Source organism: Plebeiibacterium marinum (assembly GCF_026013615.1).
Lineage (GTDB): Bacteria > Bacteroidota > Bacteroidia > Bacteroidales > Marinilabiliaceae > Saccharicrinis > Saccharicrinis marinus_A.
In genome coordinates this window covers 22,345-43,340 of sequence record NZ_JAPDPI010000026.1, presented here as the reverse complement: position 1 = coordinate 43,340, position 20,996 = coordinate 22,345, and the positions used below count along the sequence as shown (strand labels likewise).

Annotated in this window: 18 protein-coding genes; 9 read left to right on the top strand and 9 right to left on the bottom strand. The window is 36.1% G+C overall.

Going from position 1 to position 20,996, the window contains the following annotated elements:
• Positions 1-145: 145 nt before the first annotated feature.
• From OM074_RS13185 to OM074_RS13175, 3 genes are all read left to right on the top strand, one after another.
• Positions 146-841, top strand: coding sequence for a Crp/Fnr family transcriptional regulator (locus OM074_RS13185; protein ID WP_301200155.1), 696 nt, complete (start codon positions 146-148; stop codon positions 839-841).
• 149 nt (positions 842-990) lie between these two features.
• Complete coding sequence (locus tag OM074_RS13180; RefSeq protein WP_301200153.1) at positions 991-2,109, top strand: adenylate/guanylate cyclase domain-containing protein; 1,119 nt, start codon at positions 991-993, stop codon at positions 2,107-2,109.
• Positions 2,110-2,225: 116 nt separating this feature from the next.
• Positions 2,226-2,891, top strand: coding sequence for a tetratricopeptide repeat protein (locus OM074_RS13175; RefSeq protein WP_301200151.1), 666 nt, complete (start codon positions 2,226-2,228; stop codon positions 2,889-2,891).
• A 59-nt stretch (positions 2,892-2,950) separates the two neighbouring features.
• Here OM074_RS13175 and OM074_RS13170 read toward each other — a convergent pair whose 3' ends face one another.
• Together OM074_RS13170 and OM074_RS13165 are read right to left on the bottom strand one after the other, a co-directional pair.
• Positions 2,951-6,421 carry a PPi-type phosphoenolpyruvate carboxykinase family protein gene (locus OM074_RS13170; protein WP_301200149.1) on the bottom strand — a complete coding sequence of 1,157 codons (3,471 nt, stop codon included), beginning with the start codon at positions 6,419-6,421 and terminating at the stop codon, positions 2,951-2,953.
• A 453-nt stretch (positions 6,422-6,874) separates the two neighbouring features.
• Entirely contained in the window at positions 6,875-7,441 is a 567-nt protein-coding gene (locus OM074_RS13165; protein WP_301200148.1) for a DUF4494 domain-containing protein, read from the bottom strand.
• Positions 7,442-7,644: 203 nt separating this feature from the next.
• Between OM074_RS13165 and OM074_RS13160 the strand changes: the two genes are divergently transcribed.
• A complete protein-coding gene (locus OM074_RS13160) occupies positions 7,645-7,884 on the top strand; it encodes an acyl carrier protein (RefSeq protein ID WP_301200146.1) in 240 nt (79 codons plus the stop codon).
• A 43-nt stretch (positions 7,885-7,927) separates the two neighbouring features.
• On the opposite strand, the gene OM074_RS13155 is transcribed toward OM074_RS13160, so the two are convergent.
• The 4 genes from OM074_RS13155 to OM074_RS13140 all read right to left on the bottom strand — a co-directional run bounded on the left by OM074_RS13155 (position 7,928) and on the right by OM074_RS13140 (position 12,696).
• Complete coding sequence (locus OM074_RS13155) at positions 7,928-9,457, bottom strand: carboxypeptidase-like regulatory domain-containing protein (RefSeq protein ID WP_301200144.1); 1,530 nt, start codon at positions 9,455-9,457, stop codon at positions 7,928-7,930.
• 49 nt (positions 9,458-9,506) lie between these two features.
• A complete protein-coding gene (locus OM074_RS13150; RefSeq protein ID WP_301200142.1) occupies positions 9,507-10,466 on the bottom strand; it encodes a FecR family protein in 960 nt (319 codons plus the stop codon).
• 13 nt (positions 10,467-10,479) lie between these two features.
• Positions 10,480-11,049 (bottom strand): RNA polymerase sigma-70 factor, encoded by a 570-nt coding sequence (locus tag OM074_RS13145; RefSeq protein ID WP_301200140.1) that lies wholly within the window; start codon positions 11,047-11,049, stop codon positions 10,480-10,482.
• Between the two features lie 69 nt (positions 11,050-11,118).
• Positions 11,119-12,696 (bottom strand): endonuclease/exonuclease/phosphatase family protein, encoded by a 1,578-nt coding sequence (locus OM074_RS13140; RefSeq protein ID WP_301200139.1) that lies wholly within the window; start codon positions 12,694-12,696, stop codon positions 11,119-11,121.
• Between the two features lie 263 nt (positions 12,697-12,959).
• Here OM074_RS13140 and OM074_RS13135 point away from each other — a divergent pair, with 263 nt between their 5' ends.
• The 5 genes from OM074_RS13135 to OM074_RS13115 all read left to right on the top strand — a co-directional run bounded on the left by OM074_RS13135 (position 12,960) and on the right by OM074_RS13115 (position 17,433).
• Positions 12,960-13,973, top strand: a complete 1,014-nt coding sequence (locus OM074_RS13135) for an SRPBCC family protein (protein ID WP_301200137.1) — start codon at positions 12,960-12,962, stop codon at positions 13,971-13,973.
• Positions 13,974-14,022: 49 nt separating this feature from the next.
• Entirely contained in the window at positions 14,023-14,685 is a 663-nt protein-coding gene (locus OM074_RS13130; RefSeq protein ID WP_301200135.1) for a ferredoxin reductase domain-containing protein, read from the top strand.
• A gap of 125 nt (positions 14,686-14,810) precedes the next feature.
• Positions 14,811-15,857, top strand: coding sequence for a dual-specificity RNA methyltransferase RlmN (gene rlmN / locus OM074_RS13125; protein WP_301200133.1), 1,047 nt, complete (start codon positions 14,811-14,813; stop codon positions 15,855-15,857).
• 160 nt (positions 15,858-16,017) lie between these two features.
• Positions 16,018-16,338, top strand: a complete 321-nt coding sequence (locus OM074_RS13120; RefSeq protein WP_301200131.1) for a single-stranded DNA-binding protein — start codon at positions 16,018-16,020, stop codon at positions 16,336-16,338.
• Between the two features lie 279 nt (positions 16,339-16,617).
• On the top strand, positions 16,618-17,433 hold the full coding sequence (locus OM074_RS13115) for a hypothetical protein (RefSeq protein ID WP_301200129.1): 816 nt from the start codon (positions 16,618-16,620) through the stop codon (positions 17,431-17,433).
• 13 nt (positions 17,434-17,446) lie between these two features.
• Here OM074_RS13115 and pgl read toward each other — a convergent pair whose 3' ends face one another.
• The 3 genes from pgl to hydE all read right to left on the bottom strand — a co-directional run bounded on the left by pgl (position 17,447) and on the right by hydE (position 20,904).
• The gene (gene pgl / locus OM074_RS13110) at positions 17,447-18,148 is read right to left on the bottom strand and encodes a 6-phosphogluconolactonase (protein WP_301200127.1); all 702 of its coding nucleotides are present in this window, start codon (positions 18,146-18,148) and stop codon (positions 17,447-17,449) included.
• 62 nt (positions 18,149-18,210) lie between these two features.
• Positions 18,211-19,749: a glucose-6-phosphate dehydrogenase gene (gene zwf, locus OM074_RS13105; RefSeq protein WP_301200125.1), complete on the bottom strand. Its 1,539-nt coding sequence runs from the start codon at positions 19,747-19,749 to the stop codon at positions 18,211-18,213.
• A 66-nt stretch (positions 19,750-19,815) separates the two neighbouring features.
• Entirely contained in the window at positions 19,816-20,904 is a 1,089-nt protein-coding gene (gene hydE, locus OM074_RS13100; protein WP_301200123.1) for a [FeFe] hydrogenase H-cluster radical SAM maturase HydE, read from the bottom strand.
• Positions 20,905-20,996: the final 92 nt, after the last annotated feature.

Here is a 20,996-nt window from a genome sequence, read left to right as displayed (position 1 = left end):
AAAAATTGATAGGTAAAACTATATTCAAATTATGAGGGAAAAAAGATTTCAACCTTGACTATAATCTGTTTCAAAATTGATCTTGAACAACTTTTTTATTGGGTAAAGTTTTATATTTGAAGATTCCTTGATAAAAAAAGATGTAATGAAGACTCTTTCAGAAAACGATAGTGAATATATATGTGAAATTAAAGCCCCCTGCTTTCAGGCATTAAATCCTGAAGAAGCCGACTTAATCCGGAGCAGCCGTACTCAGGTACTGTTTCGTAAGGGCGACAATTTGATAAAACAAGGGACTTTTGCATCTTATGTGCTTTTTGTGGTAAAGGGATTGGCTATACAGTATGTAGAAGGAGATAATAATAAGAGTTTTAATTTGCGTATCATTCAACCAGGTGAATTTGTGGGCTTGTCATCTGTATTTTCAGCCAATACATTTAGCTATTCATCTGTAGCTATTTGTGATTGCCAGGTGATGTTGGTTGAAAAAACAGCTATTTCAAAAGTCATTAATCAAAATGGTAGTTTTGGTTTGAGCCTGATAAGGAGGTATACAGAACAGAATAATAATCTATTTGAAACCTTGAGGGTGGTTTTGTATAAGCAAATGATGGGAAGAATAGCAGAAACCTTATTATATATAGATGAGATAAAGAAGGAGTATGTTGAGGTGTTTACTTTGTTAAGCAGGAAGAATCTGGCTGATTTTGCCGGTATTACCACAGAAAGTGCAGTCAAGATGCTGAAAATGCTTGATAAAGAAGGGGTGATTAAATTGGAAGGAAAGGATGTGGAGTTGTTGAATAAACCTTATTTGCTGGAGTTGAGCAAGAAAGGTTGAGCTTTTATTTTAAAAATTACAATTCATTATAATTTCTTTTGTATTTGATACTTGATATTTGACGATTGGGTCATTATTTTTGCGTTAATAAAATATGTTTTATTTATTTCGCGTCAAACTTAATATTCTAACACTAAAAAGTAAACTGAATGTTTATTCTTAAAAAGAAATATGTCCGTTCCAAACTAAAGCATCATGTGTTTTTCTTGCTATACGCTTTGTTTTATTGGAATGTAGCCATTCGGTTAGCACTATTTATACAATGGTTGGGGTATAAGTCAGAAAATACTGGCGAGATGCTTACAAAGGGAATGGTTTTCATGCACGACCGTATGTTAGGTTCATCTATAATCATTTCGGTTTTTGCAATACTTACCTGGTATATCCAAAATTTCGTTTATCCTTCTTGGGTTCGCAAATATCATATTAAACGATTAACACCGGTATTTGTATTGTTTGATACAGCAATATTTGTTTTGATTGGTGTTTTGCTCGGGTTGGTACATTATAGTGTAGATAAGGGCTTGGCATGGAGTGAGGTACGCCTTGAAATGGGCGATTTTCTTTTTAATTCTACCATACTGTTCTTTTTTACTGTAATGTTTGTGGGTAGCTATGTATACCAGCTGTTGATAACCCTGTTTCGTCAGATTGGATTTGGAAAGTTGGGAAGGGTTATGATGGGGTATTATCAGAAACCAAGGGAAGAAAACAGAATCTTTCTGTTTCTTGATCTGAAATCATCTACTACTTTTGCAGAGGAGTTAGGACACGAACAGTATAGTTATTTTATTCAGGACTGTTTTAAAATACTTTCAAACCCATTATTGCTAACTCAGGGAGTGGTTTACCAGTTTGTAGGTGATGAGGTAGTGGTAACCTGGGAAGCCCATAATCAAAAGAATTTTAAAAAGGCAGTTGATTTTTTCTTTCTCTTTCAAAAAGAACTGGAGGATAACCGTTCTTATTTTGAAGATAAATACAATATGGTTCCCATATTCTCTGCATCAATTAATTCAGGAAAAGTTATGTCGGCAGAAGTAGGTGAAATAAAAACTGAGTTAGCTTACCATGGAGATGTATTAAATACTGCAGCCCGCATTCAAAAGCAATGCAAACAGTACAATAAAGACATGTTGGTTACTGAAAACTTTGCCCTTACTTTGAATAACTTTAAAAATGGCTACGAAATTTGTTTTGTAGATCATGTCATGCTAAAGGGAAAGGCACAGAAAGTGAGACTTTATGAAGTGAGTTTCAGGAATTAGAAGTGTTGTAGGAATATGTAATATAGATTTCCTTCATGTCATCTCGCCAAAAAATGAGTATTGATACAATTTGATTATTGACTTACCTTTGATTATGTCCATTTTTAATTAGGGATATGATGAAAAGGTACATTTTTCTATTCATATTATTAATTGGGGTGTTGGGTAATGCTCAAAATAGTTATGTTGTGGATATTGATAACCGCAATATGGCTTTGGATTTATTGAATGTGGCAAAGGAGCGTATTGATGAAAACAAAAGTAAAGAAGCCATAAAAATATTGCTAAAAACTGTATCGATAGATTCTGTTTTACGTGATACTTACTTATTGATTTACCAGACCTGGCTTGCTGATAAGGATCTGAAAGATACCGTTGTTTATGCACTTCAGATAGGGAGAAAAATTTTTAAGGATGATGATGAACTGTGTTTTTATCTTGCAGAAATTCATCGCGATAGTTTTGAACTGCCCGAAGCCATTTTGGAGTATACAAACGCTACTAATTACGCCAGGCAAAATGGCGAAGACTTCTATCTGGTTCACTATTATTATTTTAACAGGGCTAATTGTTTTATGAAAATGGATATGTACGATGGGGCCCTTCATGATTATGATTATACCATTAAGTTGAAACCGGAGTTTACCAGTGCTTATTATAATAGAGGGGTTTGCTATTTTAAAAAGGGAGATAAAGCCAGGGCTTGTGCTGATTGGGAAAGGGCAACCCAATTGGGTTGTAAGGTATCAAAACAATATTTTGATACATATTGTAAGCATTAATAAAAAAAGGAGGCTGCCCGTTGAGCAACCTCCTTATAGTTATCTAATAATTGTTCAATTTACTTTTTGTAAAGAGGGTCGGCTCCAATAGTACCTACCAAATCATCAACAAATTTGTCTGATTCAACATAAGCAAGTCTTTCTTTTGCAATTGTAATCCTATTGTTAATGTTCATCTCATTAACAAGTTCTGTATTTTCAGCTTTACTTGCAAAGTCTTCAAGATCTGCTAATTGTTTGGTTGTGAAAGCAAGCTCTTTTGATTGCTTAAGCTTAAGTCTTTCTTTGTACCAATCGCTTTCAATTACGTATTCCCTGTCAAAATACTTGCGTAATTCCGGATCGCAGATATTTTTACCTTCATACTCTCCATAAGCCATAATGTTTAACAATATTTTCAATGGAGGTATAGCAGCTTCAACACTTCCGTCTTCAAAATATGCCAAGGCCACTTTTTGTTGGGCTTCAACAATATTGTTGATTCCATCAACGAAGTCTTCCATACCCTGAAGTTCTGGTTTAAGCATTTCTTCGCTGAACACAGCCTTTGGTTCGTCAAACAGACGGTTCATACATCTGAAAGCAAAGTTTTCAGTAATTCTATATCCTAAACGGCTAGCCAATACTTTTTTTCCTTCAAAATCAAAGTCTTCAAGCTTTTCTAAACAGCCTGTTTCAATTAATAGTTTAGGATCCCTGTCTTCCGGTACTAAACGTGCCCAAATTTCAGGAATCAATAAACTGATATCGTGATCAAAACGACTTTGACCAACATATCCTGCTGCCGAACTGAATCCTTGGTACTCAGTTAAGATGTATGATAATAAAGCGTTGTTCAAGTCAGATGTTGGGGCCAGCATATTAAATGGTCCTTTTGTTAAAGCACCTTCAGTACCCGCTCCGTGAGTTGATGGAGATTTACCTGTTAAACTACAGATGAAGTCCATAAATAATTCAGGAAGTTCCTGATAGTGAATTGGGTTGTAAACACTCAACGGACGAATTCCATTTTCTTTATCAACCGGGTTGTTTCTACGTCCTGGTAATACTGCATTTACAGTAGTGATCACAGGTTCGTCTTTTTTAATCCTTCTTCTTAGTCTGATACCTACGTCCGCTAAATAACTATCCTCTGTTTCAACAGCATAAATGTTCTTTTGCAGGTAACGAGGGTTTTTTGTAGGGCCGTCAGCCACTACGCGTGTATGCGAAGGTGTAACAAAGAAACCATCCTTATCGCTTTCTGCAACTTTTGATATCAGATCCTTAACTGGTTGAGTATATTTATCAAAGTTGATTGCATCCTCTACTAATTCAACGGCATCAGCTTTGCGCATTGGTTCGTAGTTGGTCAAGAATGTGTTTGGCTGAACCATGTCTAACTCAGCATCAATGTCATAACCTCTGATTACAGCCTCATCTGGACGTTGGAACAAGTGGCTCTCACAGTTCTTGGTTACTTTTACACTTGGGTTGCTATATTCATTGTTTAAGTGTGCAACTTTTGAAGCCGGGATAGTAATGGAAGCTGTAATGTCATCCTCCATCTGGATTTTGTGACTAGGCACAAAGTCTGAACGCAGTTTGTGTACTAACCAGTTACCATCTTTGCTAAAACCAATACGAACATAGCTACCGATAACCGCATTATTTTTATACATTAAGGTGGTTCCTGCACGACCGTTTACAATTTCTACAGTCATATAATCTTTCCAGTTGCCTTTTTCTGTATCGTTTCGGTATAAACGCTTGATAAATAATACTAAAGTTCTGATGTGCTCCGGCATATCTTTTAAGAACTTGTTGTATTCGTCGCTATACTGATCAGATGGTGTTAACAACTTAACCGCAGAACCTAAAGTTCTTTCTGTACTTAGGAAAGGACGTGAATCTCCAGCATCAGAACGGATGTTTTTCCATCTTGTAGAGTAGTCTTTGTTAATAATTTCATCAGCCAGTTTAAAATCTTCTTCAAGATTCTGAATGTTGAAAGTTCCGTATTTAATAGCGTTTTGCAGCGACTTGGAAATTTCAGATTTACCGCCACCTGAAACAGTACAGGGCTTGTGGCAGAACATTCCTTCTGCATTTGTATGAATCATTCTCCAAAGAGGTTGTGCCGGGTGCTTCACCAATTGGAACTTATCTCCGGATGGGTATACATAAATCTTATCGGGAGAAAGTTTTAAAGAGAATTCACTTCCGTTGTTGTCCCAGCTTACCGTACTCTTTTGAATATCAATGTCAGCGGTTTCGGGGATGTAAACAATATTCTTGTATTTTGTGTCAACAGCATAGCCTTCTGCTTTTAATTCAGCCTTGTCGCTGATTAATTCCATGGCTTCTTTAAAGCTGTAGTTGTAATCGAATTTTTGGATAAAGTTTTTGCCGAATACGTTTTCTCCCATAATTCCACGTGGGAAAGCAACGGCACCACCAGCATGTTCTTCTTCAACCAAACCATATAGGTTTGCCGAGTACCCGATTTGAGTTTTAACTTCTTTTTTAGAGTATCCGTAATAGTTATCTGCTATCAAGGTAATAACCACACCCCGGTCGTCTCTACAGGTTAGTTTAAAGGCACCCCCATCGTTATATAGTTCATCTTCTTTTTCCCAGCACATACCGTCTTTTTTCTGACGCTCAGTGGCTTCAGAGATATGTGGAAGACCAACATCTTTTTTCTTTAGTTTTGTCATTTGGGGAGCAAGGATGATACATCCGGTAGTCCCTGTCCAGTGCTCAACATCTAAAGCAGCATCGTTCTCTGCCAGGTTATGATCTCCTGCATTTCCAAAGATGCTTTCCACAAAATCAAGGTTACTGGCTAAACAACCTGGTGCAAAAAAGCGGATTTCCATGCTTTTTTCCTCGATAACACCTTCCACTTTCGGACACACAACAGGGCGCATTAAAAATGATACCATCACTTTAGCTTGCTTTTCCTGATTTGCTGTAAAAGGAAGGGTTTTAAAGTCGTCCGAAGGATTAAATGCAGCATTTAATAAATGTGCAAATGTTACTTTGGGTACTTCTTTTTTGTCTAAAGGAACAGGAAGTCCGCCTTCAACAATATGGAATGTACCTTTTGTTGTTCTTTTGTCGTTTGCAGGGTTGTTTAATATCCCTTGTTTAATCCTGTATGATTCGATCAGATCATTTTTGAATGTTTCGCCGTTTGGTGGTAAACTAACTTCACGGGCCATCCCTTTTTGGTTCAATACAAGTGTATTGTTTGGGATGCGAAGTGATTTGTCAATGTTTACATCCTTTAGGTAATCATTGATAAAGTTTTGTATCCTTGTATCAACCGGAGAAAGGTGATCGGACAACAATCTTGATTTTTCCCTAAAGCTGCTTATTAAACCTTCTGTCAATCCCATGAATTTGGCATTCGAAAGTTTTTTTTGGGCATCCGTTTCATCGTGAAATAGCGGTTGTCCTAATGCAGCCAATTGAAGGTTGATGTACTGGATCATGTCCTTACGATCCTTCTTGGTTGGTTTTAAGTTGAATACTTCCTCTTTCATTATCATTCGGTTTTATGAATCTTCATGTATTAAGCGCAGCAAAAATAATCAATTAAAGATATTTTTCTTCATTTAAAAATAAAATAATCATTAAAATGTGAGTTGTTATTACGAAAAGCGCCTAAAAATCTACAGATTGTAATTAAATATTGTTTAAAAACATACTTTATTAAAAAATGTGAATGTATATTGTGTTAATTTATAATTACCGTTAGCATAACATTCATGTAAACAAAAAGTTTAAGCGATAAGGTTTAAAACATAAAATTTGATTGAGTATTTAAAGGACTGTGAATATAGTAAATAATCGGGAGAAAATAAAGGGGGATATTTTTGAAATTATTTACGTAAAATCATGTAGAGAGGGGTGAGGTTTTAAAAAAAATGTTGCCATACAACAATAACTCTGATTATTATATGGCAACAATTATTTTTTATATTGTATGCCTGATGCTAAAAATCTTCATCAGATATTTTGTCTTCGGTATCGGCATTAAAGCTTTCAGACTCTTGCTGGAATGTTTCTGAATTTTTTTGTTGGTAGTCGCTTAGGGGTGTTAAGTGGTCTGGGATGGGTTCGTTAACTTCATCTTTGAAATAGGGAAACACATCGGCAATGTTGCTTTCTATAATTGAAGTGATATCAAAATCTACAGTCATTCCCTGCATAGATTCATTTATCCTGTCGTATGCTTCTTTTAGGTCAGAAGCCAGCACTAACATTTGATTTGATACTTTCTTTTCTTTTCCGGCATTTTCATCAATGCTAACAAAAACCACTTTGCATTTGTACCACTTATCGCCATCATCGTAAAAAAACAAATCGGTGTAGTTGGCTTTTTTTATCGAAGGAACAGAGAATTCTCCTCTGACGTATTGTTCCATCTCGGCATGGATTCTGCTCTCTGCCTCCGTGTACGATACGGCATCAATAAGGTATGGTAGATTTACTTTTTTTTCTTTACCAGTCTGTTCGTCAACTGTTTCATATTTAACTTTGCATTCAAACCAAGTATTCATTGTTGTCTTGTTTTATAATTTAGAAGGATGCAAATATAGCAGTGTTATTTATTAAAGGTTGCTTTTGGAGATTAAAATTTTGTCTCCTGTTTTCAGTTGCTTAAAATTATTTATTTAAAAATTCACTTTTTTTATACGTGTGGGGTTTATAATGATTGTCTTACTAGTAAAATAAGCATATTGTTATTGAAAACTGTAAGGTTATGAAACAAGATACAATTAGGAGAAACTTGTATAAAGTATTGAGAAAGACTGGTGTGCCAAGGGAGAGGATTGTTGAGGATGCTGCTTTAAAGGAAGAACTATTGGTTGATGAAATTGATTTAACTTGCTTTTTGTTTTTATTAGAGACGAAGTTTGAAGTTGAAATAGGCAATTCAGAATTGCCAAAATTAGAATCGGTAGGTTCAACCATTGAATATTTGCAAAAACATTGCGCCTAATACATATTTAATGTCAGATTATAAATAACCGAAAAACCAGGCTTTATGGCTTGGTTTTTTCGCGTTGTGGTACTACATTTATTTCCACTGCGTCCGATCGGAATATATTCTTCAAGCTTTCTTCGGGGTTGATTACGTTAAAATCTTTCCAGAAATCAACATCTTCATTATTTATTTTATCAGCTAATATATAATTGGTTTTAAAAGCCTCAGAATATTTAATTTTTTGTCCTTTGCCATTTATTGCATTGGTTATAAGTAATTCTGTGGTTGTAGTATAAATTGATTTTGTCTTTCGGTTTCTTTTGTCCAGTATTTTTATTTTTAGTTCGCCTCTGATACTGTTTAAAATCCATTTGTTGCCAAAGGGGCGGTAATCAATGTGATAGTTGGTGTGTATTGGGGTTGATTTTATCTTTTTTGCGTTTTTACGTATTAGATATTTTTCGCTTTCTTTCAGCGTTTTTTTTGTCATATTAAAATCGGCGCTTATTAGTGCGTAGGTTTCTGTATCTATGTGTAATTCCCCCTGGTAATATATGTTTTCTGTTTCAATAACTGGTTTAAACCCTACTTTATAAATAACTTTTCCATGTTCAAAGCCTTTTCCCAGGTAATGATATAGGTATTGTACGCCATCGTCGGTATTAAAGAAGTTGGTATGTTTTACAACGTCAATAGCAGCAAATAAACTTGGACCTCCTGCCAGTTTTAACCGTGCCAAAGAAATCTCCTTGTCATCAACGCTTTTGCGACCTTTAACGAATCTCGCTTTTTCTACATCATCAGAGTTATATGAGCTTTTGTAAATGTCAAGAACAGCTTCGGAAACTTCAATGTATTTTCCATCCTGCTTTATGGTTTCCCTAAAAAAGCCTGTAAGTAGCATGGGTGTTTCCGGGTAATTGTAGGGGATGTTTTGTTGTACCTGGTATATTATTTCAGGGGCCTTTAAATACTTAACCTCAATTTCCCTGATTTTTATTGTGGTAGGGTTGAGGTTGAGGTTTATTAAGCTGTCGCCCGATGGGATGTCAATGTTTTTTGTTTCGTAGCCTATGCTTGAAAAGCTGACTTTGCTGCCTATGTTGTTTCTAGGGATGAGAAACTTATAATATCCATCAAAATTACTGGTGGTACCAATGGCTTCCCCAGTGATTGAGATGTTTACCAGAGGGAGGTTTTTCCCATCTTCTGTTGATTTAATAAAGCCTTGAAGTATGATGTAATCTTTAACTTTAGTATTGCGAAATCCTTGTGATATGATCACTTGTTTGTCAGATATATGGACTGAGGGCGAATATTCTTTAAAAATATGTTGAATGACTGCGTTTATAGTCTGGTCTGTGAAATTTACATCAATAACTGAATCAAAAGGCAAGCCCGACGGATCATAGGCAAAGTGGAATTGATGTTTTTGGTGTAACGAATCAAGGAAATTTTCAATTGTGATGTTTTTGTATCGGGAAGATATCAGTAAAGAATCGGTAGGTGTGTTGGTTTTAAGTACCTGTGTATGTATTGTAGCAAAACAATAGAGCAAAAACAAAATTATGAGAGCCTTGAGTTTCATTTATATAAATATAAAGGAATAATTCTATATTAAAGACCAATAATAGAGATTACTCCTTTATTTTATATTCTAAGTTTAAGCTGTGTGACTTGTTGATTGTACTAAGTATGTGTTCAATGGTGTTTTTTTCAAACGTGGCGCTTATTTCATTTTCAGGGTTGAGTTCTTCTGTTCCTGAAATTTCTACATTATAAACTTCTTCAAGAAGTTTGATGGCATCGGTCATTTTATCCTTTTTAAATGAAATGTCTTTAGTTTTCCAGGATAAGTAATTTATATTCTTGTTTTCAGTTTTGGTTAATTGGTTTGTTTCCCGGTTATATATGGCTTTGTCACCTGCGTTTAAAAGTGTTTTATTTAAACTATCGTTGTGGGCAATAACTTCAACTATACCTGTTTTTACAATTACTTCGCTGTAATCAGAGTTTGGGTAGTCTTTTACATTGAATGATGTGCCCAATACCTTTATGGTAATATGTTTTGTGTGTATAACAAATGGGATTTTTTCATTTCTTTTTATATCAAAAAAAGCTTCGCCTTGTAATTCAAGAGTCCTTTTGTTTGTATTAAATGATTCTGGTAGCGATATAGAGCTGTGTCTGTTTAAATCTACCGATGATCCATCTTTTAAATTTACCTGTTCAACCAGGTTTTGTGTAGAAAAGGTAAAGAGGTGCTGAGGAGTCCTGTGCCAGTCTATAAACAAGAATATGCCAATGAGTATAATGATGGAAGCAGCTACAGCAACTAAATAGTACCTTTTATGTGTTTGTATTGTTTTTGAAGTGGTTTTGTTTCTAACGCTTTTCCATGCCCTTTCTATATCAATACTTTCGCTGGTCAGTGCATATTCTGCCTGTTCCACTTCGCTTAATAGTTTATTCCATTCGTTTATGTTATTGTCCTTATTGAGCCAAAGATCAAATTCTATTTGCTCTCGGGAGCTTGCTTCACCGGATATTACCTTCCCAGCCAGGTTCCAATCGATATTTTTATTAAACTTTTTCATTGCCATTGAATAATTACCATAAAATATGGTACACTTGTTTTTTTAACTCTACCAGATTTTCTCTCAAAAACTTTAGGGCTTTCCCCATTTGAATTTCCACTGTTTTGGGAGAGATGTTTAGTTTTGCAGCAATTTCACGGTATTTTAACCCCTCAAGTCGACTGAGTTTGAATATTTTTTTTCTCTGCTCAGGGAGTTGGTTTATGATGGATGATATTTTATCCATTACCCAACTGTCAGAATATACCATGGTTTCACTAATTTGGGTTTTGTCAGCCGATTGCCTGAAGTTCCTTTCTTGTTGTAATCGTTTGATTTCGTTGTTGCAGCTGTTTTTAACCGCAATCATTAAATACCCTTTTAATGAAACAACTTGATATTGCTTGCGTTTCTCCCAAAGTTTTACAAATACGTTTTGTACAATACTTTCTGCTTTGTCAGTATCGTGTAAAATCGTATTGGCAAAAGCAACCAAATGCACATAATGTTGCCTGAACACTTGTTCAAAGGCTTTCTGGTCTCCTTGTTTTATTTTTTCAAAGAGAATTCCGTCATTTATGTTTATGTGTTCCGCTTTTAGCATTAAACTGCAATTATGTTGCTTTACTTAAAGACAGGCAATAGTGGTATTTACCCCTATCTAAATTACAATTTATTTTTGTTTTCTTTTAAAAGTAATCAGTAATGCGGCATGGTCGGATGGGAAAAATGAATCGGTTTTGTCTATTACGCTTGCATCAATGGCTTCAATAGTTGTTCCCTTGTAATAAACAAAGTCTATCCTGTCGTTATACCCTTCCTTGAATATAGGTGAATATGTGTTTCCCTGTTTTTTTAGGTTGCCGGGCCATATTTGCCTGTAGGCATCAGTATAATTGTTTTCTTCCAACAGGATGGAGGTTGGAAAAGGGATGACTTTGTTGTATTTGTTGTTTATGTTGTCGGCAGTCCAGTCGAGATGGGACCCGCTGTTGAAATCCCCAGCCAATATGATGGAGCCGGATTCAATCTGGGTGCTGAATTTTTTCAGTTCGCTCAGGATGAACCGAACTTCGCTGCCCCTCGATTTTTCTTCAATGTTGATGATTGTATCCTGATTTGCCTCTGGGTTGGCAAGCATACCCTTGATGTTTGGAGTAAACGAAAGCCATATGGGACAGATAAGAATAGGGTCGTTTTCTTTGAGTAAGAGCTGTACTATGCCTATGTTTAATGGGCGGAATATTTGATGTGTTTTTGAAATGGGAAAGCGGCTTAGCAGACTCAGGTTTTCTGAGCATTTGTAATAAGTAAATCCCAGTTTGTCAGAAATGTATTGTCCGGCTCCAAAATCCTCCTGGAGGGATACAATATCTGCACCTGATTTTTTTATTACATTAACGATTTGATTTATTCCGGCTGTTTTTCCCATTTGTTTCCCACCATTCCATATGTTCCAGGTAAGTACTTTAAAGGTTTCCCCAGCATATTCTGTGGATGGAAGTTTTTCTTTTTTCAGGCATAGGTAGGCATTTTTAAAATCTTCATGACTAAGGGGTTTTGACCATATGCCAATTTCATCGATCATTCCGTTAAATGCATCCTTGGAATAATCGTTTGAGCCGGGATTACAGCCGATATGCAAATGGTAATCAGCTTCAAAGTTTGTAAAATTTTGCATGTTCAGTATTCCAACCGGTTGCCCGTCGAAATAGGTATAGGTCATGTTTTCATCCTTATTAATATAAAAGCCTAATTGATGCCATTTTCCGTCGTTTATCCTTTGACGCGATGGAGTGGCAGTATATTCCCAGTTTTGTAAACCATCAGATAGCTGTAGTTTCCAGGCACCTTTGGGGGTGGTTGAAATAATCCATCCTTTTTCATGACTGGCATCAATGCTTTTGTTTCCGATTATTCCATATGTTTCCAGGTCGTTTAGTTTTTGCTTTACCCATACCATAACGGCCATTTGAGGTTGGTGCTCAAGCATCAGGTCGCCTTTGGTTTTTATGATTACAGGTTTTCTGGATCGTGATGTAATGGATAAATCAAGACAGGAATCTTTGATCCCGGGTTTATATGAGAGGTTTTGGTTACCAAATGTCTTGAAATCTTCAATCCCGCTGGAAGTGTTGTTTTCGTTAAAGTCGAAATAAATCATGGGAACAGATGGGATTTGTGGATCCGGGTGAAACAATTCGCATGATGTAAAAAAAATCGTAAATGCCAGGATAATTGAAAATTTCATAACAAACTCTTACTTGTTGTTTCTTGCTTTTTCGAGAAAAGGACTAATAATGTTACAATATGATTTCTAATTTACAAAGTTTCGGTAATTAAAATGCTTTAAGTGTTGGTAAAACTATTGTTGCATGTGGGTATAACGAAGGAAAAACAATAAATAAACTTTTGAACAAGGTTTGGTGTTTAAGTAAATATGGTTAAATTTTAATAATGTGTTTTGATTGTATTCTAATCAGTTTAAAATTAATCTAATTAACAGGTTTAAAGATGAAGAAGTTTTTTATAGCAACACTAGTGGTTGTTGCAATGGCTATTGCAGGTACTTTAATATGGTTGTATACTCTTGAAGGAAATTACAAGGTGGAGCGGAATATAACCATAAATAAAGCTTCGGAAGAGGTTTTTGACTTAATTGTTGATTTTAATAAGTGGGGAACGTGGTCGCCCTGGTTGTGTATGGAACCCGGTGCAAGGGTGGAAGTTTCAGGCTCTGGCTTTGAGTTGGATAATGAATATAGATGGGAAGGGGAATTGGTAGGTTCCGGAGTTATCAAACATACTGAGATCGTGCCACGAAATTATATAAAGCAGGAAATCAGGTTTATAAAGCCTTTTGAATCCAGTTCGTTGGTGTACTGGAATTTTAAAATAATCAATGATTCTGTTACTAATGTGACCTGGGGGATGCAAGGAGAAATGCCTTTTTTGTTCCGGTTCATGACAAAAATGATGGAACCTATGGTTGGGATGGATTATGAGAGGGGATTAAAAATGATTAAAGATTATGCTGAGAAGGGTTATGTTGCTTCGGATATAAAAATTGATGGAATAGTGGATTGTCCTTCCTTTAAATATGTGGGAGAAAAAGTGGCTTGTGAACTGGATGAAGTCGGATCTACCATGCCAAAGGTGTTTGGGAACTTAAAAACAATGGCAGATGAAAGGGGACTGGATTATAACCGTGCTCTATCCTTATATCATGAATTTGATTTTTTTACAAAAAAGTGTGTATATACTGCCGCAGTGCCTGTAATGGGAGAAGTAACTGTTCCCGAACCCTGGTATCAGGGTGAGATTCCATCTGTAAAAGCGGTGAAGATTACATTTAAAGGAGACTATGAACATCTTGGGAATGCCTGGTCTGCAGGAATGAGCTATATGCAGGTTCATAAGCTTTCTGAGAGCAAGGAAGTGGTTCCTTTTGAGGTTTATATAAATGATCCGAAGGTAGTAGCCGACGAAAGACAGTGGGTAACTGAGGTTTATATGCCGATAAAATAGCACTAATGATCTGATTACTAAACAATGCTATCGTAATTTGTTTTAATATATGCCACGAAAAAAGATAGAGTTATTTGCCAGTAAAGTTGTAGAATTGAATCATGTCGTTTCGAATGTTTACACGCTTTCCTTTGTAAGAAAATTTGAGTTTGTACCCGGACAGGTTGTTGCCCTGGCAATTAATAATGAGCATGAACCAAGGTTGTACAGTATAGCCAGTGGGGCAGATGAAAATGTGTTTACTATTCTTTTTGATGTTGTGCCTGATGGATTTTTAACCCCACAACTAATCCGGCTTAAAGAGGGAGATGAGGTTTTTGTTTCAAAACCTTTTGGCGATTTTACACCGGAAAAGGGTGATAAATGGTGGATTGCTACCGGTACAGGTATTGCCCCGTTTGTTTCTATGGCTAAATCAGGGTGCAATTTGCCCTTAAAAATACTTCATGGTAGCAGAACCCTGGATCATTTTCTATATCAGGATCTTTTTGAGGAATGTATGGGGGAGGGGTATCTTCGCTTTTGTACTGCCGAAAATTCTGATAAAGTTTATTCCGGTAGATTAACCACCTGGTTAAAAGAGCAAAGTAGTTTACCAAAACAGATTAAATATTACCTTTGCGGAAACCCGGATATGGTTGTAGATGTAAGGGATATTATTTTAGAAAAGGATATAGATTTTGCAAATGTTAAAGCCGAAATTTATTTTTAATCAATGTGCTTTATTGTAAAATGGTTTGTCTTGCCAGATATATAGCGTATACGCTGCAAGGATTCTATGCTTAAATAAATGATATTAACTGTGCCGGGTATAAAGCAATCACGATAAACAAGAAAATGATGAACAAAGAAGCGCTGTTTGGGAAAACCTTGGAAGAATTAAAGGGGGTGGTTAAGGAGTTAAAGTTTCCTGGATTTGTAGCAAAGCAGTTGGTAGACTGGCTATACAAAAAAAAAGTAGGGAGTTTTGATGATATGTTGAATATCTCAAAAAAAAACCGGGAAGTGTTAAAAGCCCGTTTTGAAGTAGGTTTATCGACCTATAGCAATGTGCAGGAATCAATTGACGGGACAAAAAAATACCTGTTTAAAACAGTTTCCGATCAATATATAGAGGCAGCTTATATACCGTCAGAGAACAGAAAAACATTGTGTGTGAGTTCGCAGGTGGGTTGTAAAATGGGATGCCTGTTTTGTATGACCGGGAAGCAAGGGTTTCAGAAAAACCTTACTGCCGGAGAGATATTGAATCAAATGGTAAGTATCAACGAAAAAGATGAGCTTACCAATTTGGTATATATGGGTATGGGAGAGCCTATGGATAATATTGACGAAGTGCTCAAAAGTCTGGAGATTATTACATCGGAATGGGGATTTGCCTGGAGCCCTCGAAGGGTAAATGTTTCTACCATTGGGGTTATACCTGCGATGCGAAGGTTTATTGAAGAAAGTGATTGTCATTTGGCCATTAGTATGCATGCAGCTTTAAATGAACAACGAAAGGAATTGATGCCTATAGAAAATGTATATTCAATAGAAAATGTGGTGAATGTACTAAGGGAATATGATTTTGGTCGTCAAAGGAGAATTTCTTTTGAATATATTATGTTTAGTGGTGTGAATGATTCTAAAATGCATGCTGAAGCCCTTGTGAAATTGATAAATGGATTAAAGGCCAGGGTTAACCTGATTAAGTTTCATCCCATTCCCAATTCCCCGTTAAAGGGATGTTCGGATGAGGTGATGGAGAAATTTAAACAAATACTGGAAAATAAAGGTGTTACAACAACTGTTAGGAAGTCGAGAGGGGAGGATATTTATGCAGCTTGTGGTTTGTTAAGTACCAAAAAGCTTGTTGAGACCTCAAAAGGAAAAGACTATTGATATTTAGTTTTGGTATTTTAATGAAGTGACAGGTTGTTATATTGAACTTTTATTTTACAGAATGTATTTGTGTGTTTGGTTAAATTGATTTATATTTGAGTAAGCCTGAATTATTTATGAATAAAAGAGGCCGGAATGTTTAATCAAACAATTATTTTAAATGTTTAAATTAATGGTAAGTGGTAATCTGGGTTCTGACGCCACTATAAAAGAAGTTGGAAACAACAAAGTGATCAATTTTGATGTAGCTGTTTCCAGAACCTATAAGAATTCAAAGGGAGAAAAGGTTGAGAAAACCGAATGGGTAAGAGCGGATATTTGGCGTTCGAAAGAAAGTGATACCAAATTTGTGGATTACCTGAAAAAAGGAAAGAAAGTTTTAGTAGAAGGAGAACCATATAGCTCTGGATACCAAACCAAAACAGGGGACGTTCAATCGGCCTTATGTGTGAGAGTTAAAGATTTTGAATTTTTAAATTAAGATTAACCATCTTAATATTGATTAAAGCCGGTATTTATTGCCGGCTTTTTTTTTGAAATGATGTTTTTCACCCGATTTGCCGTATGTTAACCACACAAAAGGGTTTCAGGAAAGGGCTTTTATTATTGAAAATGGCAAACAAGTTTTTTATTAGCATGGTTTATTTAGGGAGAGGAAGGTGTCAAAAAAACGAATCGCAAACATTGGTAATAAAAATTCTCATGATCTGTTGCAATAAAATAAAGGAGAAATGAATATTTTTGCTAAAAATGATATTAAATGATCCGAAAAAGTAGAGTTTCAACCGTAGTTATTGCATTATCAATAGTTTTATTGTCGGGCTGCGGTCCCACTTCCGAAGAAATTGCCAGAGAAAAGTTTGACAGGGCTTCGGGCCTGTATGATCAAGGGCATTTCAATGACGCCATGTTAATACTGGATTCCATAACTATAGATTTTCCATCCGAAATAGAATTTGTTGCCAGGGCAGAAGATCTGATCCGAAAAATTAAAATCAGTGAACAGGAGCGTAGCCTCTCTTTTTTAGACAGCGCATTGGTTAAGAAAGAAAAAGAGTTGGAAGTTTTAATGAAAAACTTTAGGGTAAGCAAAGAATACGGTGAAAAGGAAATATTAATCCATAAAAGGCAAAAACCTCAAAACTCTTTTAACCGGACTTATCTTAGGGCTCATTTAGATATGGATGGTAATTTTTATATATCAAGCCGATATTCGGGCGACCATTATATTAACCATTCAAAAATTAAGGTTTACCACAAAGACCAGTCTGTGGTGAGTGAAGAAATTCCTTACGATGAATTTGATAACCGGCATTTTGAAGATGGGGGCACCTATTGGGAAGTTGTAAACTATAAAGACAATGCCGATAATGGAATTATTGATTTTATTGCCCAAAATGTAGATAAACCCTTGAAGGTTCAGTATATAGGTAAGAAGTACTATTATATTGTTATGGAAAAATTTGATAAGGAAGCCATAAGCGATGGGTATGAAATTTCCTTTGTTTTAAAAGAAATTTCAAAAATTAAAAAGGAAATCAAAATTGCCAAAACGCAATTGAGTCGTTTGAAATAGTATTTCAAACTCTTTACAAAAGTGCTCCGGCATCCTTATCAATTAAAAATACTGGAGAATCAACCAATGAAGCAGGGTAATTTTTATATCCTGCTTTTTTATTTATGATTTCATTTAGTTTTTCTGCCTTATCCTTGCCTGTTATTAAAAAGAAAATCTCTTTGGCGTTGTTGATGGTTTTACCGGTAAATGAAATCCTTCTCTGTCCTGACTCCGGGTGCCATGCAGGAACGCATAAATCAGCAGAGTCCCAAAGATTGATTTGATGAGGAAAGATGGATGCTGTATGCCCATCTGATCCCATGCCCAGAAGTACCATATCAAATTGAGGTATTCCATTCACTATGGGAAGTGTATGTTTGAGATGTTGTTCGTAAGCCTTTGCCTCTGCATCAATCTCATTTTCCCCTTTAATTCTATGGATGTTTGTTTGGGGAATAGGTACTTTGCTAATCAAATGGTCGTAAGTCATTTTATAGTTGCTCTCAGCATCGTCAGGCCCAACACACCTTTCATCCCCCCAAAAAAGGTGAATTTTATTCCAGTCAATTTTATCTTTATATTGAGATACAAGTACATCAAATATAGCTTTAGGAGTACTACCCCCTGAAAGTGCAATGGTAAATTTATTATTGGTGCTTAGCCTGCTTAAAAGTATATCACCAAAGTACCCGGCTAATTTTTGTTTTGTGTCAAATATCTTAAGGTCTTTCATTTTTCATAGTTTAAAACCACCAACCAGTAACCTGTAACCAGGTGCCAGGAGCCAGTAACCAATTACAATTCACAATAATTGCCATCGTTAGCCAGATTCTTACAAGGATACCTCCATGACAGATGGGGGTCTTCAAAAAGGTTGTCGGCAATATCCGGCCCCCAGGTTCCGGCAGGATAGCCATGAACACTAATGTTGCGATCCTTTTCCCAGGCGTCCTGTATGGGTTTAATAAATTTCCAGGCCGCTTCTACAGCATCCCCTCTGGAGTAAAGCGTAGAATCTCCCAACATACAATCGTGCAATAATCTTTCATAGGCACTGGGTAGTTCTTTTTCCGACAGGTCAGCATAGTGGAAATCCATATTCACATTTTGAACGTTAAACCCTGATCCGGGTACCTTCATGCCAAATTTTAGCAATAAACCTTCATCCGGTTGAATGCGGATAACCAATTGATTCTGGTTATTGGTTATGGCTGTATTGCCGGCAAAAAGATGATGAGGGGTTTGCTTAAAGTGAATAACAACCTCCGTAACTCGGGTTGGTAGCATCTTACCGGTTCTGATGAAGAACGGTACGCCAGCCCAACGCATATTATCAATAAAAAACTTCATGGCTACGTAGGTTTCAGTTCTTGATTCAGGATTAACACCTGTTTCTTCCCTGTAGCCTTTTACTTTTACACCTTTAATGGTTGATGGCATGTATTGACCACGTATAACATGTTTGTCAACCTCATCCTCCTTTATGGGGCGGATTGACTGAAGCACTTTTACTATTTCATTACGGATACTGTTTGAGTCAATGATGGCAGGTGGTTCCATACTAACCAGGCTGGCCAATAAAAGCAGGTGGTTTTGAAGCATATCCCTTAAAGCCCCTGAGCCTTCATAATATCCCCCTCTGGAACCAACTCCAATGCTTTCTGCAGATGTGATCTCCACATGGCTTACGTAATTCCTGTTCCAAAGAGGCTCAAAAATTCCATTGGAGAATCTGGTTACCAATAGGTTTTGAACAGTTTCTTTACCTAAGTAATGGTCTATCCTGTAAATTTGATCTTCTTTATAATCCTTTAGCAGGTGATTGTTTAGCTTTTGAGCACTCTCCAAGTCATAACCAAAGGGTTTTTCTACAATAAGTCTTTTAAAACCTGTGTTTTCAGAATTTAGTCCTTGTTTAGCAAGGTTTTCCGGGATAACAGTATACATACTAGGAGGCGTGGCCAGATAAAAGATGAAATTTTCACCTGTGCCAGTTTCTTTATCAAGGTTTAATAAGGTTGATTTAAAACCGTTATAATCCTCTGCATTTTTTGTATTTAACGAAGTGTAGTATAGTTTTTTAACAAAGGATTTTAATTTCTCTGCTTTATTGGAACTTGCTTTAACCATAGAAGCAAAGGTTTCTATACCTTCTCCCATTCTTTTTCTGAATTCTTCATCGGTAAAGGAAGTTCTGCCTACCCCTAAAATGGCAAATTTTTCGGGAAGGGTATCTTTAATATATAAATCAAAAATGGCTGGAATCAGTTTTCTGTGAGTTAAATCTCCTGATGCTCCAAAAATTACTAATATATGGTTTTCCGGTTTTCTCATATTTTATCGCTATTCAATGCTAATGTAGAGATATTAACAACAAAAATTGTTTTTGGTTGTGCAAAATTATGGATTAGTTCGGTTAAAATAGTGTTTTGAGTCGCCCCATTGTCCTAACCCAACTTCCCTGTTGGCCAGTTCAATCCTCATATTCATACAATTGCCACAATCTTCAGCGCCTTCATCAATACAAGGTTTATTTTCGTATAACTGATAATTTTTTCTGTTTAAGGTAGGGGTAATGTTGGGCATGATTACATTTGCTCCATGTTTTAGGGCTTTTTCTCTTCCCATGGGATCAATAGCCTGAAGTGCCGTTGCTGCAGCAATATTGATGTCTTTCATCAGGATCCTTAACACAGCAATCATGTTTAGTGCGGTATTAAAACGTTTCCCGATATGCCAAAGTTTGTGCCTTTCTTTGTATAAAGGGGTATCCTTGTGTTCAATATACGGGCCCATCCCACACATATCAATATCAAATTCTTTCATAAACAGCAGATCTCTTGCCAAATCATCAAAGGTTTGACCAGGCAGGCCAATCATTACGCCAGTTCCGGTCTGGTAGCCAATTTTTCTGAGTAAATGCAGGCAATTTAACCGGGTGTTAAAATGATGAAGTTCATCTTTAGGATGAATCTGCTCATATAGTTCTTTTGTGGAACTTTCAATTCTGAGCAGATATCGGTGGGCACCACTGTTAAACCATTTTTGGTATGTTTCTTTGGTTTGTTCGCCAAGGCTTAAGGTAATCCCAATTTCAGCGTTAGTAGCTTCTTTAATTCTTTTTATCAGATGGTCAATTCTGTTTACAAAATGGTTGTCGCTACGTTCTCCTCCCTGAATCACAATAGAGGCATATCTGTTTTTCCAGGCAAAAACAGCTGCATTTACAATGTCATCATCACTAATGTTATATCGTTCTACATTTTTATTGTCCTTTCTGATGCCACAGTAATAACAGTTTTTTGAGCATACATTCGAAAACTCGATCAATCCCCTGTAATATACTTTGTTGCCTACGTATTTAAGCTGAACCTCTTCGGCTTTCCTAAAAAGAAGTTTCTGCTCTTCTCCTTCCAGGTTGAGTAGTTGCGACAAATCTTGTAAATTAAGTTCTGTTTTGTTGATTATGTTTTGAATGTCGTTTGCCATATTGCTAAAATCAATTGAGGTACAAAAATACTTTTTTATTTACAGTTATCAATTAACAATTAAGAATTGATATTATTCATTGTATTTTTTAT